Genomic DNA, 25782 nt, shown 5'->3' on the forward strand with positions numbered 1-25782 from the left:
CGTCAGCACGCCCGTACGGGGCGGTGTCGCGAGTCGCGACACCGCCCCGTACCGCGTCCGGTCGATGATCGACATCCGTCGACGGTGGTTGACCGCATTACACGTCCGAAACAGCCGGTAACACGCACATGATTGTCAGCGATTGCCGGCGTGGTTACAGTCGTACCTTCGCTACGCCCGGAAGCGCCAGGTCACCCACGGATCGGCCGACGCGCCGACCGCGTCGCGAGTGGATCGAGCACGCCGGACCGTCACCGGGCAGGAAGGATCCGTCATGTCACAGGTCATCCGGGCCGCCATCGTCCAGACCAGCTGGACCGGCGACAAGGAATCCATGATCAAGGCGCACGAGGACTACGTCCGGCAGGCCGCTGCCCAGGGCGCCAAGATCATCTGCTTCCAGGAGCTGTTCTACGGGCCGTACTTCTGCCAGGTACAGGAAAGCGAGTACTACGACTACGCCGAGTCGATCCCGGGGCCGACCACCGAACGCTTCGCCGCCCTGGCCGCCGAGCACGGCATGGTGATGGTGCTGCCGATGTACGAACGGGAGCAGGCCGGCATCCTCTACAACACCGCCGCCGTGATCGACGCCGACGGCAGCTACCTGGGCAAGTTCCGCAAGACCCACATCCCCAACGTCAAGGGCTTCTGGGAGAAGTTCTACTTCCGCCCCGGCAACCTCGGCTACCCGGTCTTCGACACCGCCGTCGGCCGCGTCGGCGTCTACATCTGCTACGACCGGCACTTCCCCGAAGGCTGGCGGGCGCTGGGCCTGGCCGGCGCGCAGATCGTGTTCAATCCGTCGGCGACCAGCCGCAGCCTCTCGTCGTACCTGTGGAAGCTGGAGCAGCCGGCGGCGGCGGTGGCCAACGAGTACTTCATCGCCGCGATCAACCGGGTCGGCGTCGAAGCCGACTACGGCGACAACGACTTCTACGGCACCTCCTACTTCGTCGACCCGGAAGGCAAGTTCGTCGGCGACACCGGAGACCCGTACCAGCCGGAGTTGATCGTCCGGGACCTCGACCTCGATCTGATCGAGACGGTCCGCAACCGCTGGGCGTTCTACCGCGACCGCCGCCCGGACGCCTACGGCGACCTGGTCCAACCCTGAGCCGGCGGAGGAAGCCATGGCACTGCTGATCACCGGCGGCACCGTCGTCGGACCGACCGGACCGTACGCCGCCGACGTGCTCGTCGACGGCGAGACGATCGCCGCGCTCTACTCCCCCGGCGCCGGACCGGCCGACGGGGTCGAGGTCCTCGACGCGGCAGGCAAGTACGTCATCCCCGGCGGCGTCGACGTGCACACCCACATGGAGCTGCCGTTCGGCGGCACGTTCGCTTCCGACACCTTCGACACCGGCACGAAGGCCGCGGCGTTCGGCGGCACCACCACGATCATCGACTTCGCCGTGCAGCGCGCCGGTGAGGTGGTCGGCGACGGGCTGGCCGCCTGGCATGCCAAGGCGCAGGGCAACTGCCACGTCGACTACGGCTTCCACATGATCATCGGCGGGGTGGACGACGAGTCGCTCAAGGCGATGGACTCGCTGGTCGCCACCGAGGGCATCACCAGCTTCAAGCTGTTCATGGCGTACCCCGGGGTGTTCTACAGCGACGACGGGCAGATCCTGCGGGCGATGCAGAAGGCCCGCGACAACGGCGCGATGATCATGATGCACGCCGAGAACGGCATCGCGATCGACGTCCTGATCGGCCAGGCCCTCGCCCGGGGCGAGACCGACCCGATCCACCACGGACTGACCCGCCCGGCCGCGCTGGAGGCCGAAGCGACCAGCCGGGCCATCGCCCTGGCCGGGGTCGCCGCCGACTGCCCGCTCTACATCGTGCATCTGTCCGCCAGCGAAGCCCTCGCCGCCGTCGCGACCGCCCGCGACGCCGGCCGCAACGTCTTCGCCGAGACCTGCCCGCAGTACCTCTACCTGACCCTGGAGGACCAGCTCGGCGCGCCCGGTTTCGAAGGCGCCAAATGGGTCTGCTCCACCCCGCTGCGCGGCAAACACGAACCCCACCGCGCCGACCTGTGGCGTGGGCTGCGCACCAACGACCTGGCGGTGGTCTCCACCGACCACTGCCCGTTTTGCTTCAAGGACCAGAAGGAACTCGGCCTCGGCGACTTCTCCAAGATCCCCAACGGGATCGGCGGCGTCGAACACCGGGTCGACCTGGTCTACCAAGGTGTCGTCGACGGCAAGCTGTCGCTGGCCCGTTGGGTGGAGACGATCGCCACCACCCCGGCCCGGATGTTCGGCCTCTACCCGCGCAAGGGCGTCATCGCCCCCGGCTCCGACGCCGACATCGTCGTCTACGACCCGGCCGGGCGGACCACCATCTCGGCGGCCACCCACCACATGAACATGGACCACTCGGCGTACGAAGGGTTCGAGATCACCGGCAAGGTCGACACCGTACTGTCACGCGGCACCGTGCTGGTCACCGACGACGGGACGTACCACGGGCGCGCCGGCCACGGCCGCTACCTGCGCCGCGGCCTGTCGGACTACCTGATCTGAAGGGGGTACGGAGATGGACTTCGGCGTCGTGTTCCAGTGTGACCCGCCCGGCCGGGAGCTGGTGTCGTTGGCCCAGCAGGCCGAGCAGGCCGGCTTCAGCCACGTGTGGACGTTCGACTCGCATGTGCTGTGGCAGGAGCCGTTCGTCATCTACAGCCAGATCCTCGCCGCCACCTCGTCGGTGACGGTCGGGCCGATGGTGACCAACCCCAGCACCCGGGACTGGACCGTCACCGCGTCGATGTTCGCCACCCTCAACGAAATGTACGGCAACCGGACGGTCTGCGGCATCGGCCGGGGCGACTCGGCCGTCCGGGTCCTCGGCGCGCGCCCCACCACCCTCGCCGAGCTGCGGGACTGCGTCACCGTCATCCGGGACCTGGCCGCCGGGCGGACCGTGCGTTACCGCGACCGGGACATCACCCTGCCGTGGGTCAGTGACGGGGCGCTGGAGGTGTGGGTCGCCGCGTACGGGCCGAAGGCGCTCGCCCTGGCCGGCGAGGTCGGCGACGGCTACATCCTGCAGCTCGCCGACCCGGACATCGCCGCCTGGATGATCGGCGCGGTCCGGGCCGCCGCCGAACGCGCCGGCCGCGACCCCGACGCGGTCACCTTCTGCGTCGCCGCCCCCGCCTACGTCGGCGACGACCTGGCCCACCAGCGGGAGCAGACCCGCTGGTTCGGCGGCATGGTCGGCAACCACATCGCCGACATCGTCGCCCGCTACGGCGGTGACGGCGGCGGCGTGCCGAAGGTGCTCACCGACTACATCGCCGGCCGGCAAGGCTACGACTACGCCGAACACGGCCGGGCCGGCAACACCCACACCGACTTCGTACCCGACGAGATCGTCGACCGGTTCTGCCTGCTCGGCCCGGTCGACGAGCATTTGCGGCGGCTCGCCGAGCTGCGTGATCTCGGCGTCGACCAGTTCGCCGTCTACCTGCAACACGACGCCAAGCGGGAAACCCTGGCCGCGTACGGGGAGCAGATCATCCCCGCGTACCGCCGGGTGGTCGCGTCTTGACCAGCGGTCCGACCATCGACTCGACCAGCGGCTGGGTGCGCCGGGCCGGCGTCGCCGGGGCCGCGCTGGGCGCGCTCGGCCTCGCCGCCGCCGCGTGGGAAGGCTACAAACTGGTCGGCGACCCGGACGGCACCGACGTGTACGGCGTACCGCTGCTGCCGCGCGCCGACGACGCCGCCATGCCGCACCTGGCCGACGTGGTCGCCGGCCTCGGCGCCGTCGACGTCGCCGCCGGCCAGCCGGTGTGGCGGGTGGTCGTTGACGCCTGCCTGTTCACCCTCGGGGTGACCGGCGTCGGGTTCGCCGCCGGCACCCTGGTCGGGCTGATCCTGGCGGTGGCGATGCAGCGGCTGCGGATCGTCGAACGGGGACTGCTGCCGTACGTGGTGCTGTCGCAGACCGTGCCGCTGGTCGCTTTGGCCCCGGTGATCGCCGGCTGGGGCGGGCGGCTGTCGATCGGCACGTACCCGTGGCAGCCGTGGATGTCGGTCGCGGTGATCGCCGCGTACCTGGCGTTCTTCCCGGTCGCCGTCGGCATGCTGCGCGGGCTGCAGTCGCCGCCGGCCGCCGGAGTGGAGCTGATGCGCAGCTACGCGGCCGGCTGGTGGCGCACCCTGTGGAAGCTGCGCGCCCCGGCCGCGCTGCCGTACCTGTTCCCGGCGCTGCGGCTGGCCGGCGCCGCCGCCGTGGTCGGCGCGGTCGTCGGGGAGATCTCCACCGGCACCCGGGGCGGCATCGGCCGGCTGATCCTGGAATATTCGCGGCAGGCGACCAGCGCCCCGGCGAAGGTGTACGCGGCGATCCTCGGCGCCGCCGCGCTCGGATTGGTCGTCGCCGCCACGGTGACCCTGCTGGAGCTGGGGCTGACCCGCCACCAGCGGCGGGTGGCGGTGACCGGATGAGCAATGCATCCGCCGTCGACATCACCGGGGTCGACAAGGTCTTCAACGCCGGCCGGGCCGACGCGGTCACCGCGCTGACCGGGGTGCAGCTGACCGTCGGCCGGGGCGAGTTCGTGTCGCTGATCGGGCCGTCCGGCTGCGGCAAGAGCACCCTGCTGCGGCTGATCGCCGACCTGATCACCCCGACCGCCGGCACGGTCACCGTCAACGGCAAGGCCGCCCGACAGGCCAGACTCGACCAGGAGTACGGCATCGCCTTCCAGCAGGCCGGACTCTTCGACTGGCGGACGGTACGGCGCAACGTCGAACTGCCGCTGGAGCTGCGTGGGGTGCGGCGCGCGCAGCGCAGGGATCGGGTCGACGAGATGCTGGCCCTGGTCGGGCTGGCCGACTTCGCCGGGCACTACCCGGCCCAACTGTCCGGCGGCATGCAGCAGCGGGTGGCGATCGCTCGGGCGCTCGCCGTACACCCGCCGTTGCTGTTGATGGACGAACCGTTCGGTGCCCTCGACGAGATGACCCGCGAGCGTCTGCAGGACGAACTGCTCGGCATCTGCGCGCGCACCGCGACCAGCACCGTGTTCGTCACCCATTCGATCTCCGAGGCGGTGTACCTGTCCGACCGGGTGGTGGTGATGTCGGCCCGGCCGGGCCGGATCACCGCCGTCGTCGACGTCGATCTCGGTGCGCGCACGGAGCAGACCCGGCAGTCGCCGGAGTTCTTCGCCGCCGTCACCGAGGTCCGCCGGGCGCTGCGCGGCACCCCCTCTCCGGCCACTGAGCCGGCAGCGACGTGAGGGCCTTGCGGGCGGCCGGGCCGCCGGTCGCCGTCGGGCTCGCCGGGCTGGCGCTGTGGGAAGCGACGGTACGGCTGGGCCGGGTCGCCTCGTACGTGCTGCCGGCCCCGTCGGCGATCGCCGAACAGTTCTGGGCCAGCCGTACGGTGGTGCTGAGCGCCGGGCTGGCCAGCGGCACCAACGCGCTGATCGGGCTGCTGGCCGGGGCGGCACTCGGGGTGCTGGTGGCGTTGGCGGTCAGCCGGCTGCGGCTGCTCAGTGAGGTGTCGGTGCCGCTGGCGGCGCTGGTCAACGCGCTGCCGATCATCGCGCTCGCCCCGGTGCTGAACAACATGTTCGACGCGGCCAGCAGTGTGCCCCGGCGGATCGTGGTCGGCTTGGTCGCGTTCTTCCCGGTCTTCGTCAACACGCTGCGCGGGCTGCGTCAGGTGCAGCCGATCCACCGTGAGCTGATGGCCAGCTACGCCGCCAGCGGTTGGACCTTCGCCCGGTTGGTCCGGCTGCCCGGCGCGCTGCCGTTCGTCTTCACCGGGCTGCGCCAGGCGTCGTCGCTGGCGGTGATCGCGGCCGTGGTCGCCGAGTACTTCGGTGGGCTGCAGGACGGGCTGGGGGCGCGGATCACCTCGGCGGCGTCGCTCACCGCGTACCCCCGGGCCTGGGCCTTCGTCGTCGGCGCCTGCCTGCTCGGCCTGGTCTTCTACCTGGCGACCCTGGCTCTGGAACGCCTCGCGATGCCCTGGCGTACCGGCCAGACCCCGTGACCTCTGCTTCCCCTGGCGCACCCGTCCGCGCGCCGCAGTCCCCCGCTCCATCATCGCGACCAGGAGGAACGACGAAATGAGAAGACGGTTGGCCGCCGCAGCGGCGTTGACGGGTGCCGCGCTGCTGATCAGCGCCTGCGGTACGGCGGACGAGGAACCGGACGCCGGTGGCGGTGCCAACGACGGCACCACCACGGTAAAGGTGCAGTTGCAGTGGTTCTTCCAGGCCCAGTTCGCCGGCTACATCGCGGCCGTCGAGAAGGGCTTCTATGAGGAGGAAGGGCTCGACGTCGAGCTGCTCGAAGGCGGGGTGGACATCGTCCCGCAGACGGTGCTCGCCCAGGGGCAGGCCGACTACGCGATCGCCTGGGTGCCGAAGGCGCTCGCATCGCGCGAACAGGGCGCGGAAATCACCGACGTCGGGCAGATCTTCGCCCGCTCCGGCACCTACCAGGTGGCGTTCGCCGACTCCGGCATCAGCGGGCCGGCGGACCTGCGCGGCAAGAAGGTCGGCAACTGGGGCTTCGGCAACGAGTTCGAACTGTTCGCCGCGATGACCCAGGCCGGGCTGGACCCGGGGTCCGATGTGACCCTGGTGCAGCAGCAGTTCGACATGCAGGCGCTGCTGCGCGGCGACATCGACGCCGCCCAGGCGATGAGCTACAACGAGTACGCGCAGCTGCTGGAGGCGGAGAACCCGGACACCGGTGAGCTGTACACGCCGGAAGACTTCACAGTGCTCGACTGGAACGAGGTCGGCACCGCGATGCTGCAGGACGCCATCTGGGCCGACACCACCAAGCTCGACGACCCGGCGTACCAGGAGCAGACGGTCAAGTTCCTCACCGGCACGATCAAGGGCTGGGCGTACTGCCGGGACAACCCGGAGGAGTGCCGGGACCTGTCGGTGGCGGCCGGGTCGACGCTGGGCGCCAGCCACCAGCTGTGGCAGGTCAACGAGGTCAACAAGCTGATCTGGCCGTCGACCGGCGGGATCGGGCTGATCGACGAGGCGGACTGGGCGCGTACGGTCGAGTTGTCGCTGGCCACGAAAAACCAGGACGGCCAGACGGTGCTGACCGCCGAGCCGGAGGGGTTGGCCTACACCAACGACTACATCAGCCAGGCGCTCGAAGCAGCGGAGGCCGACGGCGTCGACGTCACCGGGGCCGGGTTCACCCCGCTGACCGTGACCCTCAACCCCGGCGGCGCCTGAGCCGAGGCCAGCAGCCGACAGCCCATCTACTCCCCATGATCAGTTGACGAAAAACCGGGCGACACGCCGGTGCCGTCCCGGTTTTTCGTCAACTGATCCTCCTAACCCAGCTCATGCCCACACCTCTTGCGGGTGGATTCCCGTAGAAGCCGCCGTGGCAGCGGTTGGCCGACGCCCCGGACGGGTTGTCCGACAACGCCGCCGTGGTGCTCGACGGCACGGTCTACTCGATCGGCGGCGGCACCCACCTCGGCACCACCCGGCAGGCGTGGGCCTACGACCCGGCCGCCGACGCCTGGCAAGGGCTGCCGGACCTGCCCCGCGACCGGGGCAAACCGGCGGTCGACGGCAAGGTGTATGTATTCGGCTGCTGCGATACCGAGTTCCGGCCGCAGTCGGCGGTCGACGTGTTCGATCCGGCGACCGGGGTGCGGCAGACCCTCGCTGGGCGGATCTACTGCGCGGGCGGGTTCAGTCACGACGGCGACTACGCCGACACCCTCGCCTACGACCCGGACACCGACCACTGGTCGGCGCGCACGGCCATGCCCGAGCACGTGACCAGCATGGCGTACTCGGTGGCCGCCGGCCGCCTGGTGCTGGCCGGCGGCATGCTGTCCGCCGGGGGGACCACCGACCGGACCATCGGGTACGACCCGGTGGCCGACGCGTGGCAGGAGCTGGCCCCGACCGGGCAGGCGGCGTCCCGGGGTGCCGGTGCCTGTGGCGGGCTGGCGATCGGTGGCATGTCGCCGCAGTGGGCGGCCCTGCCGTCGATCTCCCGGTGGTCCGGTGCGGACGGCTGTACGCCGCAGGCCGAGGTGCCCTGGCTTGCGGGTACAGCCGGCCAGCTTCACGTCGGCACCAAGCCCGTCGAAGGCCGTGACGGTGCGGTTCACCGCTGACGCCGCGACCGGCGTCGACGGGCCCGGCCGGTACGTGGCCACGTTGGCGCTGCGGGCGCAGACCCCGTACCCGGTGCCGACCGTGCCGGTGGAGTTGACGGTGCGACAGCGGTAGGTCGGCCGGTGGGTCAGCTGTCGACAAGCATGATCGCCAGCAGCAGACCGATCAACACTCCGGCGGTAAGCGCGTTGACCAGCCAGCCGACCCGGATCAATGCGGTACGCCGGACGCGCGGCCAGGTGCGCAGCCGCAGCCACCAGCGTTTCGGCGCGGCGGGGGCGGCCGGCCAGACGGGTGAGTCGGGCGGGACGTGATGGCCGGCCTGGTCCAGATAGCGCAGGCCGAGCCAGGGCAGCAGCGGTGCCGGGAGTCCTCGGTCGCAGGCGTGGTCGCAGATCGCCCGGACGACCACGGGCGACAGTCCGGGCGAGCGGAGGAACTCCCAGGTCCGCGGATCGCTGGTCGCCAGGTCCGGACCGATCGCCACCTCGACAAGCCGGGTCACCACCGTCCTGGCCAGATCTGCGGGCAGGCGATCGAACAGAAGTGCCGCGTGAAAGCCGGCGTTGACGAGTTCCGCGCGGACCGCCGACCGGTCGTCAGGACCGAAATCGGTGCCGGCGGGAAGGTTCCAGGCGAGCCATTGCTCCAGATCGCCGGGCGGGACCCGGATGACCCGGCGGATGAGCTCCACCGGTGTCGCTGGCAGGTCCGACCTGCTGGTGTACGGCTGGGACCGGCTCTCCTGCGGTAGCCGGCCGGCGGCCGGCGGCTGGTGGTAGTGGTAGTGGTCGTCGGCGGGATGCGACCCTGACCTGTCGAAGGCTGCCGCGCTGCCGGAGGCTGCCGCGCTATCGAAGGCTGTTGTCGACGGCTCGCCCACCGGCTCCGGCGCGGGTGCCGCCGATTCATCCATCGTGGAGCTGAACGGTCGTGGGGCTGGACGCGCCGAATTCCTGAGCGTTTGCTTGTGTGCCGGTCGGGACGGACCCATCAGATCCAGGTGCGGCCCGGACAGCAGATCCCCGCTTTGGTGTGGGAGCGGCTGCGTGACGGCCTGCGACGGCCGGGGCTGCGTAACCGGCTGGGACGGGCGGGGCTGGACTGCCCGCTGTCCGGCGTCGAGGGCGTCCCGCATCCGTACGATGGTCCCCGGTAGCTGCCGGATGCGACTCCGCGTGTCCCCCGACCGGTAATGCCCGGCCGCCTGCAACTCGGCGCCGAATCCGTCCGGACCGAGCCTGGCGTAGAGCTCGACCAGGGCGGCCGCGTCCTCCGGAGCGATCACCTCCCGGGGTGGTTGTCCGCCGGCCTGCCACGGGTGGACCACCTGCCGGGAGACGCCGAACGATCCGGTCGATCCGACAGTGGGCGCGCAGACCGTACGCAGACGATCATCGGTGCCGTCGTGCAAGCCCGGCGCGTAGGTGGTGAACGTCTCGTTCCGGATATCGAATTCGTCCGCTTCGTGCAGTACGGCCGCCAGGGTCTGGTGGACCGTCCACAGGGTTGCGACGATCGCCTCCGGGGTGACGTCCGGCGGGGTCACCACGCCGAACTGTGCGTCGGGTTCGGCGAGCCGGTGTGCCAACAGGATGCTGGCCGGCGCGGCGGCGTCGGGACCGATCGCGTCGAGCGAGGGCCGCCGCCGTCGGCATTCCTGTCGCAGATGGCTTCCCGACAGCGGGGACACCGGGCAATCGAGGTCCTCGGCGACCCGCCACTCGGGCCAGTCGCTCAGCGCCAGAACCAGCGACGGGGTGATCTTGTCGGGGTGGCCGACCAGGGCGTGCCCGATGTCGTGGCGGTTGTCGTCGGCCACCCGGGTACGGCGGATCGCCGCCGCCCAGGCGTTGAAACGGACGTAGGTCAGACTCCACGGCGGTCGTCGGGTCGGCCCGGCGTCGCTCATCCGGACGAAGTCGGCAAGCCCTTCCACGTAGGCGGTGAACCTCTGGTCGGTCTGGACCGAGTTGCGTACCGGGCCGACGCCGCGCCCGTGCGTGTTGTCCGGCGTCCACCAGTAGAGGATCTGGTCCACCCGGTCGCGGTGGCTGTCGGTGCTCACCGCCCCACCTCTTGGGCCGCAGGTTCGGCCAGCACGCCCGACATCGCCAGCAGCGCCACGAGCGGTTCGAGCACGCGCATCGGCCGGACACCCCCCGGGTAGCCACTGCCTCGTGCCTCGCCGCCGGTGGCGGACGCGAAGTGCAGGGTGCAGCGGCGGCAGGTGCGATAGGGCTCCAGCAGGGCGGTGGCGCCGGCCCGGTGCAGGAAGGCGTACGCGTCCCGGCTTTCCGCCAGGATCCGCTCCGGGTCCAACCCGGCCGGCGCCGGTCGCCGCAGCCAGTTCTCCACCGGCGGATCGAACCGATGAATGTCGGACTTGTTGATCACCACGGCGGCGGGAACGTCGAGGAGCCCCGCGCCCGGATGCAGCAGGCTCAACACCGAGCGGTACGTCTCGTCCGCCGGTCGACCACCGGTTCGTCCGGACCGACCCGTGACGATGTCCGAGTCGAGCACGAACACCAGGGCGGTCACTCCGTTGAGGAAACGGGTGTTGTCCCGTAGCTGCCCGAGGTCTTCCCCGCCGATGTCGAAGAAGGTCACCGGCCAGGTGCCGGCCGGTGAGCTGATCAGCAGGGCATCGGCGAAGTCCACCACCCCCTCCCGGGTGCCCTGCAGCTTGTCGCCCCGCTCCAGCAGCGGACGGGTGTGGGAGTTCAGAAACGATCGGTGCCGGTTGAGGTCCAACGCCACGGCCTGCAGGCCGTACCGGGCGAGTCCACCGTTCTCGATCTCGCCGATCATCGCCGCCAGCAGATGTGTCTTGCCGGACAGGGAGGCACCGACGAAACCAACCACGATCGGTTGCTGGTAGATCGAATACAGCAGCGGCAGGTAGTGCCGTGGCGTGTCTCCGGACTGGTTCGGGCAGCGGATGTGGGCGGTGCGCAGCACACCGGCCCGCTTCTCCGGCGACGTCGTCGGGGGCAGCACCAGTGGCCGGTAGCCGGCGCCGTCGGCGAACGAGTAGAGCTCGTCGCCAACGTCGCCCCACCGGACGGTGTCCAAACAGAGCGGACAGCGGACCCGGCGGTCGGGGTCGCCCGGCGCACCCGGCGCACCCGGCGCACCCGGCACTGGAGAGGGCTCAGTAGCAGGACTCACCGGAACACCCCCACGAGACAGATCACGGCGACCAGTCCGACCAGCGCCAGCACGGCCGTACCAAGAAGCAGCGACGCGGCTCGACGAGGACGGGCACCGGCGGCGGACGGCCCGGTCTCGGCGGCGGCGCGCCGGCTGATCTCCTGCCAGAGCGCCGCTTTACGGGCGCGTTCCTCGTCGAAGGCCGCCGCCCCGGCGACCAGGCCGGGATCCGGCTCCGCCGGCCCGGGCGGCAGCTCGGTGGGGGCACCGAGGCGGCGCAGCATCCGGGCGGCGTCCGGCCGGGCGGCCGGGTCGGCCAAGAACACGCCCTCCAGCATGACCGCGAGTGGCGACTGTGGGTCGGGGCGCGGCGGCTGTTCGGATCCGGCGGGTCGGCCGGTGACCAGCTGGTACATCAGCAGGCCGGCGGCCAGGATGTCGTCGGCCGGGTCCGCTGCCCCGTCCGGACGCCGTGGCGCGGCGACGGCGTCCGGCACCGAGTACGGCTCACCGGCGACGACGGCGGTGGACAGGTCCATCAGCCGCACGTCCCGGCCGTCCCAGCCGACCGTGTCGGTGTCGATACCACCGTGCACCACGCCGGCGGCGGTCAGCTGCAGCAGGCAGCGGAAGAGTCCGGCTTCGAACTCGTGCCGCTGGTTGACCAGCAGCTGGCCGGCGACCTGCGCGGCGGTCCGGCCGGACCAGTGCCGCCACAGCACGAACGGCGTGGCCCCGTCCAGGTCGTAGCCGACCAGCCAGGGCAGGCCGGCGGGCGGCTGCCCATGGTAGCGGCGGTGGATGCGTACCCCGGCTCGCGCTTGGTTGTCCAGCAGACGGTACGGCGTCGGACCCGTGGCCGACGGTCCGGCCGCCCTGGCGTACTGCACCATCTGTGGCTGGCCGTCGGAGCCGTCGAGGATCCGGCTCATCAGGCCGTGGCGGCCGATCCGCCAGGCGCGTCCGGTTGCCAGTACCTCGGCGCTGGCCCCGGTCGCGCTGCGGTAGGCCAACCGGATCACCTCGTCCGGTTCACTCGGCTTCGACATGGTGATCCCCCTCCGAGTCTGCCCACCAAGCGGCTTCGTCGTCGTTGCTGCGCCAGTAGGTCTGCGCGACGCCCTGGCGGGGAGGCACCAGCCGCAGCACACCGGCGAGTACGCCGGACTCCGTCCACGTCATCTCGGCGAGCGGCTGCCCGCCGCCCCGGTGCCGCAGCTGTGCGGTGCCTCGATCCCGCAGCGCGGCCGGCGCGAACCGGACACCGCTCAGGTGCTCCCGGGAGAGCAGACCGAGGTGTCGCGGTTGGCACAGCTGCACCAGCGGGCCGCCGAACGCCGTCGCCAACACGTTCCCGAGTCGCTCCGGACCACCCCAGCCGGCGTCGACGCCGGCCCGGACACGGGACCGGTCCGCGAACGGCGGCGCGTCGCTGACGTGGTGGCTTTCGAGGTGTCGGCGGTAGTCGTCGAGATGCCGTATCAGCACGTCGTCGACCTGATCCCAGGATCCACTCAGGCTGCCGCCGCTGCCGGCGCGGTCCCAGACGACGTCCAGCGCGCTGGCGACCGCGTCGCGCAGGTCGGCGGCGAGCACCTCGACCAGGTCGCCGTCGACGTCGCTGGCCGGTTCCCCGTACGGCGCAGTGGCGGTCGGCGTACTCGACGGGCCGATCCGATCGCGCAGCACGGCCGTCGCCCGGTCGAGTGCCACCGCCGCCGAGACGGCGGCGTCGGCCAGCAGCGCCCGGGCCGGCACCGTCCGCCATTCGTCGTGAACGACCCGATGCAGCAGGGCGTCGATCCCGCTCGACCACTGTGGTCCGATCATCGGTTCCAGCTGGGCCGACCACCGTGCGACGGCGCCGCGCCACCAGTGGTGTACGGCGACCAGGGCGGCCGCCGCCGCGATGCCCACGAGGGCGATCCGCACGATGAGGGGTGGCGGTCCGATCAGGCCCGCGATCAGGACGCCGGCCGCCGTCGCCGCCGCCATCGCCGGAAGGTACGCGGTGAGCAGCGGACGCGCCGCCGACGCGACCCCGGCCTCGCCCCGGGCCGCCGGGCGGCACGCCAACAGCATCAGCACGAGCAGTGCAGCCGACAGCGGCACCACGGCGCCGGGCGGGCCGGCGAGGCCTGCGGCCAGCGAGGCCGCCGTGAGGATCAGCAACAGCCATCCCGGCCGGACCGGTAGCGGGAACTCGGGTACCGGTCCGGCGTCGGGACGGAGTCTGGTCAGCTGCGGCAGGTAACGGCCGCTGCCCTGCGGTGTCGCCCGGTCGGCGAGGGCCCGCAGCCATCGTTGGGTGACGCCGACGTTCGACGTCCGCCAGAGCCGGCTGGTGTCGACCCGCAGCTTCGTCAGCAGCGCGCCCGGGTTCGACTCCTCCGGTGGGTCGGGCAGCAGGATGCCGCGGTTGCGCAGGTCGTCACGCAGCGCCTGACCGCTTGGGTCGTTGCCTGGGTGCTGCGCCGAGGTGAGCAGGTCGGCCACCACCCGTACCAGCTCGGCCCGTTCGGCGCGCACACGGTCGATCCGCTCGACGACGGTCCGGCTGGGTCGGTCGGGGCCGAGCAGGTGCCGCAGCCAGGCCATCCGGCGGACCTGGTCGGCGGCGGCGTCGGCGGCGGACGCGGCGGCGGTGCGATGTCGGTGCAGTTCGGATTCGTCGGTGAGGATCCGGTCGACGTCTGCCGGACCGGACAGCGCTGGTGCCGACGCGACGAAGTGCGCCAGCTCGGGGCGCCGGTCGCGGCCGGTGTCAGCGCACAGCTGCGTGACCGCGAGGCGCAGCGAGGTCCGCAGCAGCTCGCCGGTGATGCGGCCGCTGATCGCGAGCAGCCCGGGACTGGCCACGTGATCGGCCATCTGCTCTACCTGGGCCCGTACCGCGTCGAAGACGTCCGGCACCTGCAGGCAGTCGTCGAGCAGGTCGAGTGCCGAGGCCGACTCCGAGCCGAGTAGCTGGGCAGCGTCGAGTGCCGGCCCACCGGTCTCGATCCACCAGCCGCAGCCGGCGCCGGCCGGGTCACTGACCCACAGGGTGGCGATGCCCTCGGTGGCGAGCATCGCGGGCAGGGCCAACGCGGGGCGATCGACGTCGTGGGACGGGACGCCGATCACGACGCAGATCAGCTGGACCCCGGGACTCGCGGCGATGTCGAACAGGGTCGACTCGACTTCGGCCAGGTCCGGGTGATACGCGATCACCAACGTGCGTCCCGATTCCTGAGCAACCCGGTCCTGGGTGAAGCGGCGCGCGGCACCCGGTGGGCGTAGGTCGTGGCGACGGACGACCGGCAGGTCCGCCCGCAGACTGGAATTGCTCATCCGAGGGCCTCCTCCAGCTCCCGGAGGTTGTCCCGGACCGGGTTGGAGACCGCTTCGAAGGGCATGTCGAGCGCGCCGGGGAACGTCCGGGCCCAGAACTCGCGGCGCAGGTCCAGGGCTCGGTTGCCGCGCGGGATCTGGCGACCGATCTGGTCGAGCACCTGGACCTCGTCTTCGGCGATCTGCCGGACCAACTGGTAGAGCTTGCTCGGGCGGGCCGGGGCGCTGTCCAGGTCGTGCGGCCGGGTCGTCATCAGCTTCTCGGCGAAGTCCTGCCGGATGACGTCGTCGTCGGCGATCGTCCATTCCTCGTACGCCCGCAGCAGGCCGCCCCAGGAGGAGGCCCGTTCGAACGGGTGCAGGTCCAGCGTCATGGAGACCGACTGCCGCTGGCCGAGTCCGACCCGGATCCGGACCGGGCTCGCCTCGTCACCGGCGAGCACCTCGATCTGGCCGTTCCACAGCGCGCACAGCAGCCGGTGCAGGATCCGGGTGCGGTGCTCGGGGGTGGTCATCAGGTAGCCGGAGTCGTCGCCGAGACGCTGCCGCCAGCGCAGGTAGTCCTGCGGTTCCTCGTGGTGTACGGCGTCCGACCACTGCCGCAGCACTCCCCGTAGTTCCGGGACCTCGGTGACGCTCATCGAGGTGCGGACCAGCACGACGACGATCGACTCGGCGTCCACCGAGCGGAAGTCGCGGACGGCTCCAGATTCCCGGGGCAGGTTGAGCCGGTTCTCCAGGTACGCCTCGATCTCGCTGTCCCGGCTCCCGGCCGCGTACGAGATCAGGACCTTCAGCGGGCCGGTACCCTGCGGCGAGAACCCACCGGGCACCAGACCGGCGATCTTGTGCCGGAACTGGGTGAGGTCGTCGTCGCCGACCGGGCCGGCGGGTTTGTCAGCGGCAGCGGTGAGCAGGTCGCTCAACGCCGGCAGCAGCGGCTGCTCGTCCGGGGTCTGATAGCGGAACAGCCGTTTGACGGCCTGCTTGATCCGGTCGCTGACCAGTGCGACCGCGTTGTCGGCACCACGCTGCCAGCCTTGTACGTAGCACTGGCGCCAGCCTTCCGCGCCGACGACCTCCCGGACGATGTCACCGGGCGTCGCGGTCGGCCGGAGCCGGCCCTGGGCGACGTAGTAGCTGACGAACCGGCGCAGGGTCGCCTGGTAGAACGGCTCCAGGTCGCTGCCCTGCGGCGGAAGCAGGTAGGAAACCCCGGTGCGGGGCCGGTACAGGTCCTTGGCCCGCTGGTTGAAGCTGCCGATGTCGTTGCGTTGGGCGTACCCGGCGAACTGGCCGGTGATCTGCAGCAGGTCCCGGCGCAGCGCGGCCAACGGCCGTTCCCACCGGGTGGTCTGCTCGGCCCAGGCGGCGTGCCAGGCCCGGCGGGTGCGCCACCGGTACCACCGGTCCTGCCGTTCCAGGCAGTCCTGCACGTCCGGGTCGGACCACCGGACCGAGCGCATCAACCTCTTCTCGATCGCCGGCAGCGGTGGCTTGACCTCCACCCCGTCGGGCGCGGCCGGCTCGCTGCGGCGGCTCTCGACCAGGCCGATGAAACCGAGCCGGTCGGCGGGGTCGGCCAGTGACGGGTCACCGGAGACCACGCGGTGCAGCCGGAACACGTCGATCTCGCCGATCAGCTGCTCGGCGGCCCGCCGGGGGTCGAAGCGTTGCGCCAGCGCCGGCATCTGGCTGGCCAACTGCTGGTCCAGCGCGTCGAGGCCGCTGAGCATGGTCCGGGCCCGGGTCCGCAGGGCGGCGGTGACGGCCTCGTGTCCCCGTTCCGGGGCGACCTCGGCGAATTCCATCGGCGCGCAGGTCCGCAGCGGGTCCAGGTGTGCCATGCCGAAGAACCGTTCGATCAACGGCCGGTTGGCTTCGGCGCGACCCGGTGGCGCGGTGGACAGTTCGGTGACCGCCTCGGAGAGGATCCGGGAGGCGATGATGTCGGCGAGTTCGTCCACCGGCACCGTCATCGACGCGACCAGGGCGGTGGAGACGCCACGGTTGCCGACGCCGGAGGCGGCGGCGATCTCCCGGTCGACGCCCTTGTTGATGAACTCGTCGGCGAACGACTGGTAGAGCCGGTCGGCGGCCCCGACGTGTTCCCCGGCCTCGTCGTGGTCGGTGCCGACCAGCGACAGCATCAACGACACGACGGACCGGTGCAGGTCCGACGGTTCGACACCCGGTGGCCGGCTGAACAGGAAGGCGGTCTGCACGGTGGACGGGCGCAGCCGCACCTCGCCGAGCGCGGGATACCGGACGCCGACCGACCCGACCGTACCGAAGTCGTCGAGTTGGGTGCCGGCCGCCTGCCCGTTCTGGTCGTCGACCAGCCGGAACAGGTCGAGCAGCGCCCGACCGGAGTTGAGCATGGCGCGGCGGCCGCCGCCGAGGCCGTCCTCGAACGCCGACGGCATCAGCACCAGCGGATAGATCTGCGGGCGGAACCCGGCCTGCTGCAGCGTGTGCCCGATCAGGTGCAGGAAGTCGTAGAAGATCCCGCACCCAGTGCCGCCCGCGACCGAGAAGGAGACGAACACGTCGCAGGTGTTGTCGACTCGGCCGTTGAGCTGGCTGATCTGCGAACCCGACTTGCTGATCCGGCCGATCGCCTCGCGCAACGGCTCACGGATCGGGGTCACGCCGTGGCGCATCGTCTCGAACAGGGCGGCGCGGCCGACGGTGGGCAGCTGCCCCGCGCCGCGCGGCAACGGCCCGATCCGGGGCTCTCCCGCCGCGTCCGGCAGCCAGTCCCGCACGTACGGGTACAGGTTGGTTCGCAAGCTGCGCGCCACTTCCGGATAGGTCGCCTGCTTCGGCACCAGATCCCGGATCCGCTGCTGGGTACGGTCGACGATGCCCAGGTGTTCGTCACTGGGCACCACCTGGCGGGGCAGTCGGGCGAGTTCGGCGTCGCTGAGGTCGCCGTAGACGAACTGCAGGCAGGCCGGCAGTTGGAAGGGTTGGAAGTTCTCGCCGGCCATCACCTCCTGCAGGTCGGTCCCGTCCGGCCCGCAGAGTTCCTCCCGCAGTCGGCGTTCCAGCTCCGCGCCGACGAGGCAGCCGGTGCCGCCGAGCCCCACGTAGAGCATCGGCTGAAAGATCTTCACGACGTCACTCCTGTCTGCCGCATGTGGTCACCACGTCAAGGGATCGTCGGTACGCCCGCCGGAACCCGTAGCGCTGGAGCCGGGGCCGGACCCGCCGAATCCGGGGTCGCCCCGTTCAGAACTGACGGACGGCCGGCCGGCCGCCGGGGTCGCGATCAGGTCGTCATCGGCGAGCGGGTCCCCGGCGGACCTGCCCGTCGGGGACCCGGCCGGGCGGCGGGTGCGGCGATCTGCTCGTTCGTCGCGCAGACCGACCTCCCGCCCGGGTTCGGCGAGCGCGATCCGCTGCGCCCGGCCGATGACCTGCTCGCCGCCGCCGGGCGTCCGTACGGCGTACGAGCCGTCGGGTCGGCGGCGCACCACGTACGCGGGTTCGCCGGGCTGGGCGCGGTCGAGCCGACCGGCGCCGCTGTGCTCGTCCCGTACGACGAACCGGAACTCGCTCGCCCGCCGGTCCGGTGCCGCCAGGTAGTTGACCTGGTGGCCGTCGCGGTACAGCTCGGCGACCAGGCCCCGTACGTCGCGGGCGGCGACGGCGGCGCGCCGGCGCAGCAGCGACCACCCGACCAGTGCGACCGCCAGCAACCCGGCCAGCACGATCAGCGGCCATTTCCACCACGGCGGCGGCGGGTCGTCGACGTCGACGGTGACCAGGGCGTTGCCGTAGACGAGGTCGTCGTCGGCGACGTCGACCACCCGCAGCACGAACTGCGCCGGGCCCCGGCGGCTCGACTCGGCCACCTCGACGACGAACGGGTGATCGCTGCGTCCGGTGCCGGCCGGCACGTCCACCGTCGCCGGCCGCAGGGTCGCCAGTGTCCCGTCGTCCAGGTCGGACAGCGACAACCGGAGCTCGACCGCGTCGCCGGACTCGTTGTCGATCAGGAGTCGGCCGGCGAGTTGGCCGCCGGGTGCGACCCGGGCACCCGAAGGCAGCTCGATCTGGGTCCGTACGCCAGGGCCGGCCGACGACACCCGGGTGTTGGCGGGCCGTTCGTCGGTCACGATCCCCTCGCCGGACACCGTGCCGACGAAGGCGAGCCGGCCGTCAGCGGACTCCGGCACCCGGACCGTCCCGGTGTAGCGGCCGTCGCCGGCGGTGGCGTCCCCGGCGGTGCCGTCGTCGCGCAACGGCGTGACCAGTTCGTCGAACCCCTCCCCGCCCAGCCGGACCGCCACCGACAACGCGGATGTCGAGGCGGGATCGATCGCCCCCCGCCGGGTCGAGATCGCCACCGAGACGGTGACCGGTTCACCCGGCACCGGCTGTGGCGGATCGAGCACCACCGCCGCCTGCACCACGCCCTGCCACACCACCCGGGCGCTGATCTGCTGGGTCGGCACGCCGTCGGCCGAGCGGACCGTGATCAGCCACGGACCCGGCAGCGGGTTGTCGATCCGAAGCACTTCGACCGCGCCGCGTTCCCCGCTGATCTGGAAGGTGCTGTCGCCGAGGCGTCCCCGGGTGGGCACCTGTCGCCCGGAGGGGTCTCGGTATTCCACGACGATCCGCGGGTCCCGCTTGACCACGGTCATCGATCCGGTGGTGGCGATCGCCGGTACGTCGACGGTGAACTCACGGCTGGCGCCACCGGGAAGGGACTGCGGCCGGTCGGGGGTGACCGCCGCGCACCGGGCGGACGCGAACGCCTCCAGCAGCGACGGCACCACGTCGGCCGCGTCGCCCACCACCCGGGCCTGCGGCGCCGGAGCGCTGTCGCTGCACCGATGCTGACTGCCGCCGGCCGCGAACTCCCGCAGACTGGCTTCGTCGACCTGGTCACCGAAGCCCAGCGGCCACACCTGCACCCGCTGTTCCCTGGCCCGGGCCAGTTCCTCGTCGAGCTGGGCCCTGGCGACCCGGTTGCGGTCCTGCTCCACCGCGCCGTACCGATCGCTGTCGGACACGTCGAGCACGCCGTCGGTGAGCAAAAAGACGATCTTGGCCCGGGGGTCGTCGGGGTCGTCGCCGAGCAGGCTCAGCGCCTGCTGGAGCGCGCTGACGAAGTCGGTGTCGTCGCCCTCGTCCGGTTTGCGGATACGCAGGTCCTCGACGCAGGTGGTGAGGAACTCCCGCTGCGGCTCGCTGTCCACCTGGGTCATCGGGCAGACGATGTCGACCGGGGACTGCCCCGGGCCGTTGTCACTGGCGAAACCGACAACCGCCAGCTCCGAACGCGGCGAGAACTCGCTCTGGGTGATGATCGCGGCGGCCTCCCGCTCCGCCGCCACACCCTCCGGGCCGAGGGAGCCGGACTGATCGACCAATACGACGACCTTGACCGGACGCGGCTCGCCGTCGCTCCGCGCCCAGCCGGGCGCCGGCCCCGGCACCAGCGCGACCGGGCCGAGCAGCCCCAGGACGAGCAGCGCTGCGGCCACTCTTCGACAGCTCACTCGCACGTCAGTTCCTCTTCCTCGACAACGCGTCCACATCGGCGTACCGATCGCGTGGGTCGGCGGGTGCACACCTCTACCTGACGGACGGGTTCGACCGATGGCCGACCGGCAGAAGCTGACGGCGACGGTGCGGGCGCGGCGTTAACTGATTCGTTGCCACCCCGACACCGGACGTTGCGGGAACGCCCAGGTAACCGAGCTATTTTCGGCCTCCATGCGTGTCAGCCCGCCCCTGCGAGACAACGAGCAGGAGACGTCTGCCCAGTTCGCCGCGCCAACCCGGATACGCGAGCGCAGCCCGTACATCGACGCGCTGCGGGCGTTGGCGATCCTGCGGGTCTACCTGCTGCACGCGTTGTGGCTGACCTGGCTGCCGACGGTGTTTCCCGCGATGCCGGTCATGTTCGCGCTCGCCGGCTACCTGACCGCCGTGTCCCTGGAGCGCGGCGCGCCGCTGCGGGTGGTCGGCTCCCGGCTGCGCCGGCTGCTGCCGCCGCTGTGGGCGCTCGCCGTGGTCGCCGTACCGCTGATGATCCTGGTCGGCTGGCGACCCAGCCTGCCGGACGTGACGTGGTGGGTGGCACCGCTGCGCAACCCGCCGTCGAGCGAATGGGGCGGGCCGTTCTCCCTCGGGCTGTGGTACATCCGCGCCTACCTGTGGCTGGTGCTGCTCTCCCCGCCGCTGTGGTGGGCGTTCCGCCGCTGGCCGGCCGGCGCGCTGCTGACCCTGGCCACGTTCGCCGTCGTGTTCGCCTCGCCGCTGGTCGAGCTGCCGGTCAACCCGGTCACCGACGTGATCTGGTCCACCGCCGCGTACGGCAGCTGCTGGCTGATCGGCTACGCCCGACACACCGGGCTGCTGGACCGGGTGCCGCTGAGGTGGTACGTGCTCGGCGTCGGCGCGCTGGCGCTCGGCGCGATGATGTGGCTGTCCGACCGGGGCGAGGACGACCAGCTCGGCGCGCTGGTGTGGGGCTGGGCGGTGGTGCTGCTGCTGATGCGGGCCCGGCCCCGGCTGGACTGGCTGGCGCAGGTGCCGTGGCTGGCCCGACTGATCCGCAGGATCAACGCCCGCGCGGTGACCATCTACGTCTGGCACCTGCCGGTGCTGTGGGCCGCCGCCGCGCTGCTCAACCTGGCCGGCCTCTACGCCGGCAAGTCGACAATTCTCGGCGTCGGCACCGTGCTGCTGGTCGCGGTGGTGCTGGCGCTGGGCTGGGTCGAGGACCTGGCCGCCCGCCGCCGCCCGTCGCTGCTACCGCCGGGCTGATTCCGCTCGCTACCCGGCCGGCTCTCGCGGACCGGCTGGCGGAACGCGGCCCGGTAGGCGTACGGGCTGGCGCCGACGACCCGTTTGAAGCTGTCCCGGAACGCCGTCGGCGAGCCGAAGCCGACCCGGCGGCTGATCCGCTCCACCCCGTCGTCGGTGGCTTCCAGCAAATGCTGGGCCTGCCGGATCCGGGCCTCTTGCAGCCAGCGCAGCGGCGGGACGCCGGTGTGCTCGCGGAAGCGCCGGTGCAGCGTCCGTGGGCTCATGCCGGCCCGGTCGGCGATCCGGGCCAGCGTCAACGGCTCGGCCGCCTGCTCACGCAGCCAACACAACAGCGGCTCGATCGCCGGCTCGGGCGGCCCCGGCGGCACCTGGGCGGGGATGAACTGCGCCTGCCCGCCGCTGCGTTCCAGCGGCATCACCGACAGCCGGGCCGCGTCGGCCGCCGCCGCCGAGCCGTGGTCGCGGCGGACCAGATGCCGACAAAGATCGAGGCCGGCGGCGGCCCCGGCGGAGGTGAGAATCTGCCCGTCGTCGACGTAGAGCACGTCCGGGTCGACCCGTACGGCCGGATAGCGGGCGGCCAGGTCGGCGGCGGCCAGCCAGTGGGTGGTGGCCGGTCGGCCGTCGAGCAGACCGGCGGCGGCCAGGACGAACGCACCCGAGCAGATCGAGGCGATCCGGATGCCGGCATCGGCGGCGGCCCGCAGCGCGGCCAGCACCGGCTCCGGGACCGGGGCGGCCGGGTCGGCGCAGCCGGGAACGATCACCGTGTCGGCGGCGGCCAGCGCGGACAGGTCGGCGGCGGGTCGCAGGGTGAACGCGCCGGCGTCCACCTCGGCGGTGGCCGCGCAGACCACCACCTGGTACGCGGCCCGGCCGTCGGGCAACCGCAGCCGGCTGAACACCTCGATCGGGGTGGACAGGTCGAACGGGATCACCCCGTCGAGGGCGAGGATCGCGATCCGGTGCACGCGATCGACGGTACGCCAGTGCTGGCGAGAATCCGTTGACCTGTGTCCTGCTGGCCACTCGTCGGGTCACGAAGGTGCCCATACCGTCGCGTCGTGACGAAATTCCTGCTCTCCGTCCATGTGCTCGCGGCGATCGTGGCAATCGGCCCGGTCACCGTCGCGGCCAGTATGTTCCCGGCCGCCGCGCGGCGGGCGATCGCCGACCCGCACGATGCCGCCGCCCGCACGACGCTGCGTACGCTGCACCGGATCTGCCGGGTGTACGCCGCCGTCGGGATCGTCGTGCCGGTCTTCGGCCTGGCCACCGCCACCAGCCTCGGGGTGCTCACCGACGCCTGGCTGCTGGTGTCGATCACGCTCACGGCGATCGCCGCCGCGCTGCTGGTGCTGCGGGTCCTGCCCCGTCAGGCGGCGCTGCTGGCCGGGATCGACGACACCGGCACCGCACCGGATCCGACGGCCGTGGCCACGGCGACCACGACCGCGAGCACGCCGACCGCAGCGCCGGGGCGGCTGGCGGCGTACACCGGGGTGTTCAACCTGCTCTGGGCGACCGTCACGGTGCTGATGATCGTCCGGCCCGGCTCGACCACGGGGGTGTGAGCCGTGCCGGCACGCCTGCGGCTGCTGCGGATCGCCGCCGGGGTCGAACTCGCCACCCTGATCGTGATGCTGGTCAACCTGGCGACCGTGCACTGGCCGGCGGTGTCGTCGCTGCTGGGCCCGACCCACGGGGCGGCGTACCTGTTGGTGATCGTCGCCGCCGCGCAGCAACCGGCCGCGCCGAGATCGACCCGGCTGCTCGGCCTGCTACCCGGCGTCGGCGGTCTGCTGGTGCTCCGTCGGCTGCGAACGGCCGACACACCGGTACGGCGTTGACCGATGCCGGACACACCGGGGCGGTACGGCGATCGGCCGACTCCGGAGCAAGCGTGGGCTACCGGCGGCGGGCCAGGTAGCGCAGCGACCGCCGCAGGTAACTGCGCGGGTTGGTGTCCAGATACCTGGCCCAGGACGGCGACAGGTCGTCGCGCAGCCAGGCGTACCGGCCGAGCGCGTAGCCGTACATCGGCTCGGTCAGGTAGCCGAGCCGACTCGACTGCCACCCGCCGGACCGGTTGCGGAACTCGAACGCGGCGTTGGCGGTGAAGATGCCGAGTCCGAAGAAGACGGTGGCGAGGTCGGTCAGCGGCTCGTGGTCGGCGGCGTCGGCCCGATGCCGACCTTCGCCGAGCAGGCGTTCGTGCGCGAGCTCGTGGGCGATGGTGGCGACCAGGGCCATCGGCTGGCTGGCCTGCGCCCCGTCGATGGTGATCACACCGCGACCGGCCCGGCGCACGTAGTGACCGGCAGCGCCCGAACTGCGCGACGCGTACGCGGGCAGCCCCGCCAGCAGCGCGGCCTCGGCCTCGTCGACCCGCTCGTAGACGAACTCGATCCGGTCCGGGTCGACGGACATGTGCCGGGCGACCCGGTCCAGCACCGCCGCCACGTCCGCCTCGCTGCCGTGGTATTCGCCCGGGAAGAAGTCGTCCGTCGGCAGCACCACCGGGCCGCGCAGCGCCGGCTCACCGAACTCTCGGACCAACCAGGACAGCGATTCGTCGATCCAGTCCCGCTCGGTAGCCCGGACCGGGCACGCCGCACCGAACACCAGCACGTACCTCCCCCGCGTGGTCGCTACCGCACAGTCTGCCACCGCCGCGCCACCCGGCGGCCACCCGCCGCGCCATCACCGGAGGGCGTCGTCGGCCAGCCGGGCGTGCACCCCGACCACGGTGTTGACGATCTGGGTGACCCGCACGTCCACCACCACACTGGCCAGCACTACCGCGTCCCCTCTGGACAGATCGTACCGGCGGGTCATCAGCGTGATCATCGCGTCGAGCGCGTCGGCGGTGGCGGCGTCGAGCGTGTCGCCGAGGCCGAGGGTCAGCCAGGCGCCGTCCACCCGGGCGACCGGGCCGGTCAACGGCCGGTCCTCGATCAGGTCGAAGGTGAGTTGGACCCGGTCCATCGGGCATTCGATCGCCGTACCGCAGATCTCGCCGTCGCCTTGGGCGGCGTGCCCGTCGCCGACGGAGAACAGCGCCCCGTCGACCGTCACCGGCAGCAGCAGGGTGCTACCGGCGACGAGATCCTTGCAGTCCAGGTTGCCGCCGCAGCGGCGCGGCGGAATCGTCGAGTGCTCCCCCGGCTGCGCCGGCGGCATGCCGAGCACCCCGAGGAACGGCCGCAGCGCGACGGAGTGCCCGAGCTGGTTGCGGCCGGTCATCGTGGCCGGGTCGAGCTGCCAGGTGTGCACCGTCTCGGTGCCGGCGATGCCGTACCGCTCGCTGTGCGGGGTCAACGCGCTGCCGGCGAGGGTGGTCCCCCAGCTGGCCGGCACCACCTCGTCGATCCGTACCGACAGGGTCGTCCCGGGCCGGGCACCCCGGATCGCTATCGGACCGGTCAGCGCGTGACCGAATCCCGGCCGGTGCTGGGCGACCCGGGCCCGATCGTCGTGCCGTCCACCCTGGTAGGGACCAGCCGACCACCAGCAGTCCAGGGTCCGGAAGGTGACCGTGTCACCGGGGTCGATGGTGAGCACCGGTGGATAGTCGGGTGAGAAGTAGCCGTGCAGAGTCCCGCTGTCCGGCTCCAGGTGATGCCGCATCGCCGCAGGTTACCGTCTCGGCGGCACCACCAGCACCGAGCAGTACGGTCAGCGGGCAGCACGGTCAGCGCGGCAACGCGTCCAGCAGGCCGCGCAGCACCGGTTCGTAGGCCGTACCGCCGAACCGGTCGAAACTGGACATGGTGAGTGTGTAGCTGCCGGCGTCGCTGACCACGACCGCCTCGGCCCGGATGTCCTTGACCGCCAGGTATCCCCCCTCGACCTCGATCACCTGGTCGTACTGGGCCTCGGCCTGTTCGAGCTGGTAGTCGTAGGTCGCGGCACCGGCACCGCCGGACGCCATCGTGATGGTCAGCGCCGCGACCCCGTTCCCGTCGCCGAACAGGCAGTTGCCGTCGTCGACCATCGGCTGCCCGACCAGGTCGGTGACCTGCTCGACGGTGAAGGAGCACGGCGGCACCGTGGTACCGACGACACCGTCGGTCGACTCGCCACCGTCGGTCGACCCGTCCTCGGCGTCGGCGACAGTGCCGCCGAGGTCAGGGGCGGTGCCGTCCGCTTCGGCCGCACATCCGCCAGCGGTCGTCAGCAGGGCAAGCACCAGGACCGGTGTCATCAGACGTCGCATCGGGTTCTCCAGGTCGAGGGGGCGCGTGGCTGGCCCGCCATCGGCTCAGACGCTACGACCGGCCGGACGTCCCGGAATCAGGTGTTTCCCTACCGTCGACCTCGCCACCGCCACCGCGCGGTGAGCAGACCGC

General features: G+C 71.8%; 21 protein-coding genes and 1 pseudogene. 12 read left to right on the top strand and 10 right to left on the bottom strand.

Translation table 11 applies throughout. From position 1 onward, the window contains the following. Nucleotides 1-274: 274 nt before the first annotated feature. The 9 genes from O7632_RS22560 to O7632_RS22600 all read left to right on the top strand — a co-directional run bounded on the left by O7632_RS22560 (nucleotide 275) and on the right by O7632_RS22600 (nucleotide 8263). Nucleotides 275-1117: a nitrilase-related carbon-nitrogen hydrolase gene (locus tag O7632_RS22560; RefSeq protein ID WP_278116993.1), complete on the top strand. Its 843-nt coding sequence runs from the start codon at nucleotides 275-277 to the stop codon at nucleotides 1115-1117. Between the two features lie 16 nt (nucleotides 1118-1133). Beyond that, nucleotides 1134-2540: a dihydropyrimidinase gene (hydA, locus tag O7632_RS22565; RefSeq protein WP_278116995.1), complete on the top strand. Its 1407-nt coding sequence runs from the start codon at nucleotides 1134-1136 to the stop codon at nucleotides 2538-2540. 13 nt (nucleotides 2541-2553) lie between these two features. After that, nucleotides 2554-3567: a TIGR03842 family LLM class F420-dependent oxidoreductase gene (locus tag O7632_RS22570; RefSeq protein WP_278116997.1), complete on the top strand. Its 1014-nt coding sequence runs from the start codon at nucleotides 2554-2556 to the stop codon at nucleotides 3565-3567. Continuing rightward, complete coding sequence (locus O7632_RS22575) at nucleotides 3564-4469, top strand: ABC transporter permease subunit (RefSeq protein ID WP_278116999.1); 906 nt, start codon at nucleotides 3564-3566, stop codon at nucleotides 4467-4469. Before O7632_RS22570 ends, O7632_RS22575 begins: the two co-directional genes overlap by 4 nt. Then, nucleotides 4466-5266: an ABC transporter ATP-binding protein gene (locus tag O7632_RS22580; RefSeq protein ID WP_278117001.1), complete on the top strand. Its 801-nt coding sequence runs from the start codon at nucleotides 4466-4468 to the stop codon at nucleotides 5264-5266. Before O7632_RS22575 ends, O7632_RS22580 begins: the two co-directional genes overlap by 4 nt. Beyond that, on the top strand, nucleotides 5263-6027 hold the full coding sequence (locus O7632_RS22585) for an ABC transporter permease (RefSeq protein WP_278117003.1): 765 nt from the start codon (nucleotides 5263-5265) through the stop codon (nucleotides 6025-6027). Before O7632_RS22580 ends, O7632_RS22585 begins: the two co-directional genes overlap by 4 nt. Nucleotides 6028-6103: 76 nt before the next feature. Further along, the gene (locus tag O7632_RS22590; RefSeq protein ID WP_278117005.1) at nucleotides 6104-7243 is read left to right on the top strand and encodes an ABC transporter substrate-binding protein; all 1140 of its coding nucleotides are present in this window, start codon (nucleotides 6104-6106) and stop codon (nucleotides 7241-7243) included. Nucleotides 7244-7407: 164 nt separating this feature from the next. Continuing rightward, entirely contained in the window at nucleotides 7408-8148 is a 741-nt protein-coding gene (locus O7632_RS22595) for a hypothetical protein (protein ID WP_278117006.1), read from the top strand. Then, nucleotides 8132-8263: a hypothetical protein gene (locus O7632_RS22600; protein WP_278117008.1), complete on the top strand. Its 132-nt coding sequence runs from the start codon at nucleotides 8132-8134 to the stop codon at nucleotides 8261-8263. The genes O7632_RS22595 and O7632_RS22600 overlap by 17 nt, the downstream gene beginning before the upstream one ends. Before the next feature lie 13 nt (nucleotides 8264-8276). Here the strand turns inward: O7632_RS22600 and O7632_RS22605 are convergent, their stop codons facing one another. Genes O7632_RS22605 through O7632_RS22630 form a run of 6 tightly spaced genes read right to left on the bottom strand, consistent with a single transcriptional unit; the run spans nucleotide 8277 to nucleotide 20139 of the window. Beyond that, nucleotides 8277-10217 carry a hypothetical protein gene (locus O7632_RS22605; RefSeq protein ID WP_278117010.1) on the bottom strand — a complete coding sequence of 647 codons (1941 nt, stop codon included), beginning with the start codon at nucleotides 10215-10217 and terminating at the stop codon, nucleotides 8277-8279. Then, a complete protein-coding gene (locus O7632_RS22610) occupies nucleotides 10214-11323 on the bottom strand; it encodes a hypothetical protein (RefSeq protein WP_278117012.1) in 1110 nt (369 codons plus the stop codon). The genes O7632_RS22605 and O7632_RS22610 overlap by 4 nt, the downstream gene beginning before the upstream one ends. Next, complete coding sequence (locus tag O7632_RS22615) at nucleotides 11320-12354, bottom strand: hypothetical protein (protein ID WP_278117014.1); 1035 nt, start codon at nucleotides 12352-12354, stop codon at nucleotides 11320-11322. Before O7632_RS22615 ends, O7632_RS22610 begins: the two co-directional genes overlap by 4 nt. Next, nucleotides 12338-14638, bottom strand: coding sequence for a hypothetical protein (locus tag O7632_RS22620; protein ID WP_278117015.1), 2301 nt, complete (start codon nucleotides 14636-14638; stop codon nucleotides 12338-12340). The genes O7632_RS22615 and O7632_RS22620 overlap by 17 nt, the downstream gene beginning before the upstream one ends. Next, nucleotides 14635-17757, bottom strand: a complete 3123-nt coding sequence (locus O7632_RS22625; RefSeq protein WP_278117017.1) for a tubulin-like doman-containing protein — start codon at nucleotides 17755-17757, stop codon at nucleotides 14635-14637. Before O7632_RS22625 ends, O7632_RS22620 begins: the two co-directional genes overlap by 4 nt. Before the next feature lie 27 nt (nucleotides 17758-17784). Next, a complete protein-coding gene (locus O7632_RS22630; RefSeq protein ID WP_278117019.1) occupies nucleotides 17785-20139 on the bottom strand; it encodes a vWA domain-containing protein in 2355 nt (784 codons plus the stop codon). A 232-nt stretch (nucleotides 20140-20371) separates the two neighbouring features. Here O7632_RS22630 and O7632_RS22635 point away from each other — a divergent pair, with 232 nt between their 5' ends. Further along, nucleotides 20372-21427 carry an acyltransferase gene (locus O7632_RS22635; protein ID WP_278117021.1) on the top strand — a complete coding sequence of 352 codons (1056 nt, stop codon included), beginning with the start codon at nucleotides 20372-20374 and terminating at the stop codon, nucleotides 21425-21427. 38 nt (nucleotides 21428-21465) lie between these two features. Here the strand turns inward: O7632_RS22635 and O7632_RS22640 are convergent. Then, nucleotides 21466-22401, bottom strand: a pseudogene (locus tag O7632_RS22640) (helix-turn-helix domain-containing protein); the annotation flags it as partial. A gap of 93 nt (nucleotides 22402-22494) precedes the next feature. On the opposite strand from O7632_RS22640, the gene O7632_RS22645 reads away from it, so the two are divergent. Next, nucleotides 22495-23004: a hypothetical protein gene (locus O7632_RS22645; protein WP_278117022.1), complete on the top strand. Its 510-nt coding sequence runs from the start codon at nucleotides 22495-22497 to the stop codon at nucleotides 23002-23004. Nucleotides 23005-23070: 66 nt separating this feature from the next. After that, nucleotides 23071-23280 carry a hypothetical protein gene (locus O7632_RS22650; protein WP_347403643.1) on the top strand — a complete coding sequence of 70 codons (210 nt, stop codon included), beginning with the start codon at nucleotides 23071-23073 and terminating at the stop codon, nucleotides 23278-23280. A gap of 58 nt (nucleotides 23281-23338) precedes the next feature. On the opposite strand, the gene O7632_RS22655 is transcribed toward O7632_RS22650, so the two are convergent. From O7632_RS22655 to O7632_RS22665, 3 genes are all read right to left on the bottom strand, one after another. Beyond that, nucleotides 23339-24061, bottom strand: a complete 723-nt coding sequence (locus O7632_RS22655; protein WP_278117025.1) for a hypothetical protein — start codon at nucleotides 24059-24061, stop codon at nucleotides 23339-23341. A gap of 72 nt (nucleotides 24062-24133) precedes the next feature. After that, nucleotides 24134-25060, bottom strand: a complete 927-nt coding sequence (locus O7632_RS22660; RefSeq protein ID WP_278117026.1) for an acetamidase/formamidase family protein — start codon at nucleotides 25058-25060, stop codon at nucleotides 24134-24136. 64 nt (nucleotides 25061-25124) lie between these two features. After that, nucleotides 25125-25649: a hypothetical protein gene (locus tag O7632_RS22665; RefSeq protein WP_278117028.1), complete on the bottom strand. Its 525-nt coding sequence runs from the start codon at nucleotides 25647-25649 to the stop codon at nucleotides 25125-25127. Nucleotides 25650-25782: the final 133 nt, after the last annotated feature.

Origin of the sequence: Solwaraspora sp. WMMD406 (genome assembly GCF_029626025.1) — a bacterium.
GTDB lineage: Bacteria > Actinomycetota > Actinomycetes > Mycobacteriales > Micromonosporaceae > Micromonospora_E.

Excerpts from the sequence above, each read along its gene's own strand:
- O7632_RS22560 (WP_278116993.1), top strand. The coding sequence starts at position 275 with ATGTCACAGGTCATCCGGGCCGCCATCGTCCAGACCAGCTGGACCGGC.
- hydA (WP_278116995.1), top strand. The coding sequence starts at position 1,134 with ATGGCACTGCTGATCACCGGCGGCACCGTCGTCGGACCGACCGGACCG.
- O7632_RS22570 (WP_278116997.1), top strand. The coding sequence starts at position 2,554 with ATGGACTTCGGCGTCGTGTTCCAGTGTGACCCGCCCGGCCGGGAGCTG.
- O7632_RS22580 (WP_278117001.1), top strand. The coding sequence starts at position 4,466 with ATGAGCAATGCATCCGCCGTCGACATCACCGGGGTCGACAAGGTCTTC.
- O7632_RS22590 (WP_278117005.1), top strand. The coding sequence starts at position 6,104 with ATGAGAAGACGGTTGGCCGCCGCAGCGGCGTTGACGGGTGCCGCGCTG.
- O7632_RS22615 (WP_278117014.1), bottom strand. The coding sequence starts at position 12,354 with ATGTCGAAGCCGAGTGAACCGGACGAGGTGATCCGGTTGGCCTACCGC.
- O7632_RS22620 (WP_278117015.1), bottom strand. The coding sequence starts at position 14,638 with ATGAGCAATTCCAGTCTGCGGGCGGACCTGCCGGTCGTCCGTCGCCAC.
- O7632_RS22635 (WP_278117021.1), top strand. The coding sequence starts at position 20,372 with ATGCGTGTCAGCCCGCCCCTGCGAGACAACGAGCAGGAGACGTCTGCC.
- O7632_RS22650 (WP_347403643.1), top strand. The coding sequence starts at position 23,071 with ATGCTGGTCAACCTGGCGACCGTGCACTGGCCGGCGGTGTCGTCGCTG.
- O7632_RS22660 (WP_278117026.1), bottom strand. The coding sequence starts at position 25,060 with ATGCGGCATCACCTGGAGCCGGACAGCGGGACTCTGCACGGCTACTTC.
- O7632_RS22665 (WP_278117028.1), bottom strand. The coding sequence starts at position 25,649 with ATGCGACGTCTGATGACACCGGTCCTGGTGCTTGCCCTGCTGACGACC.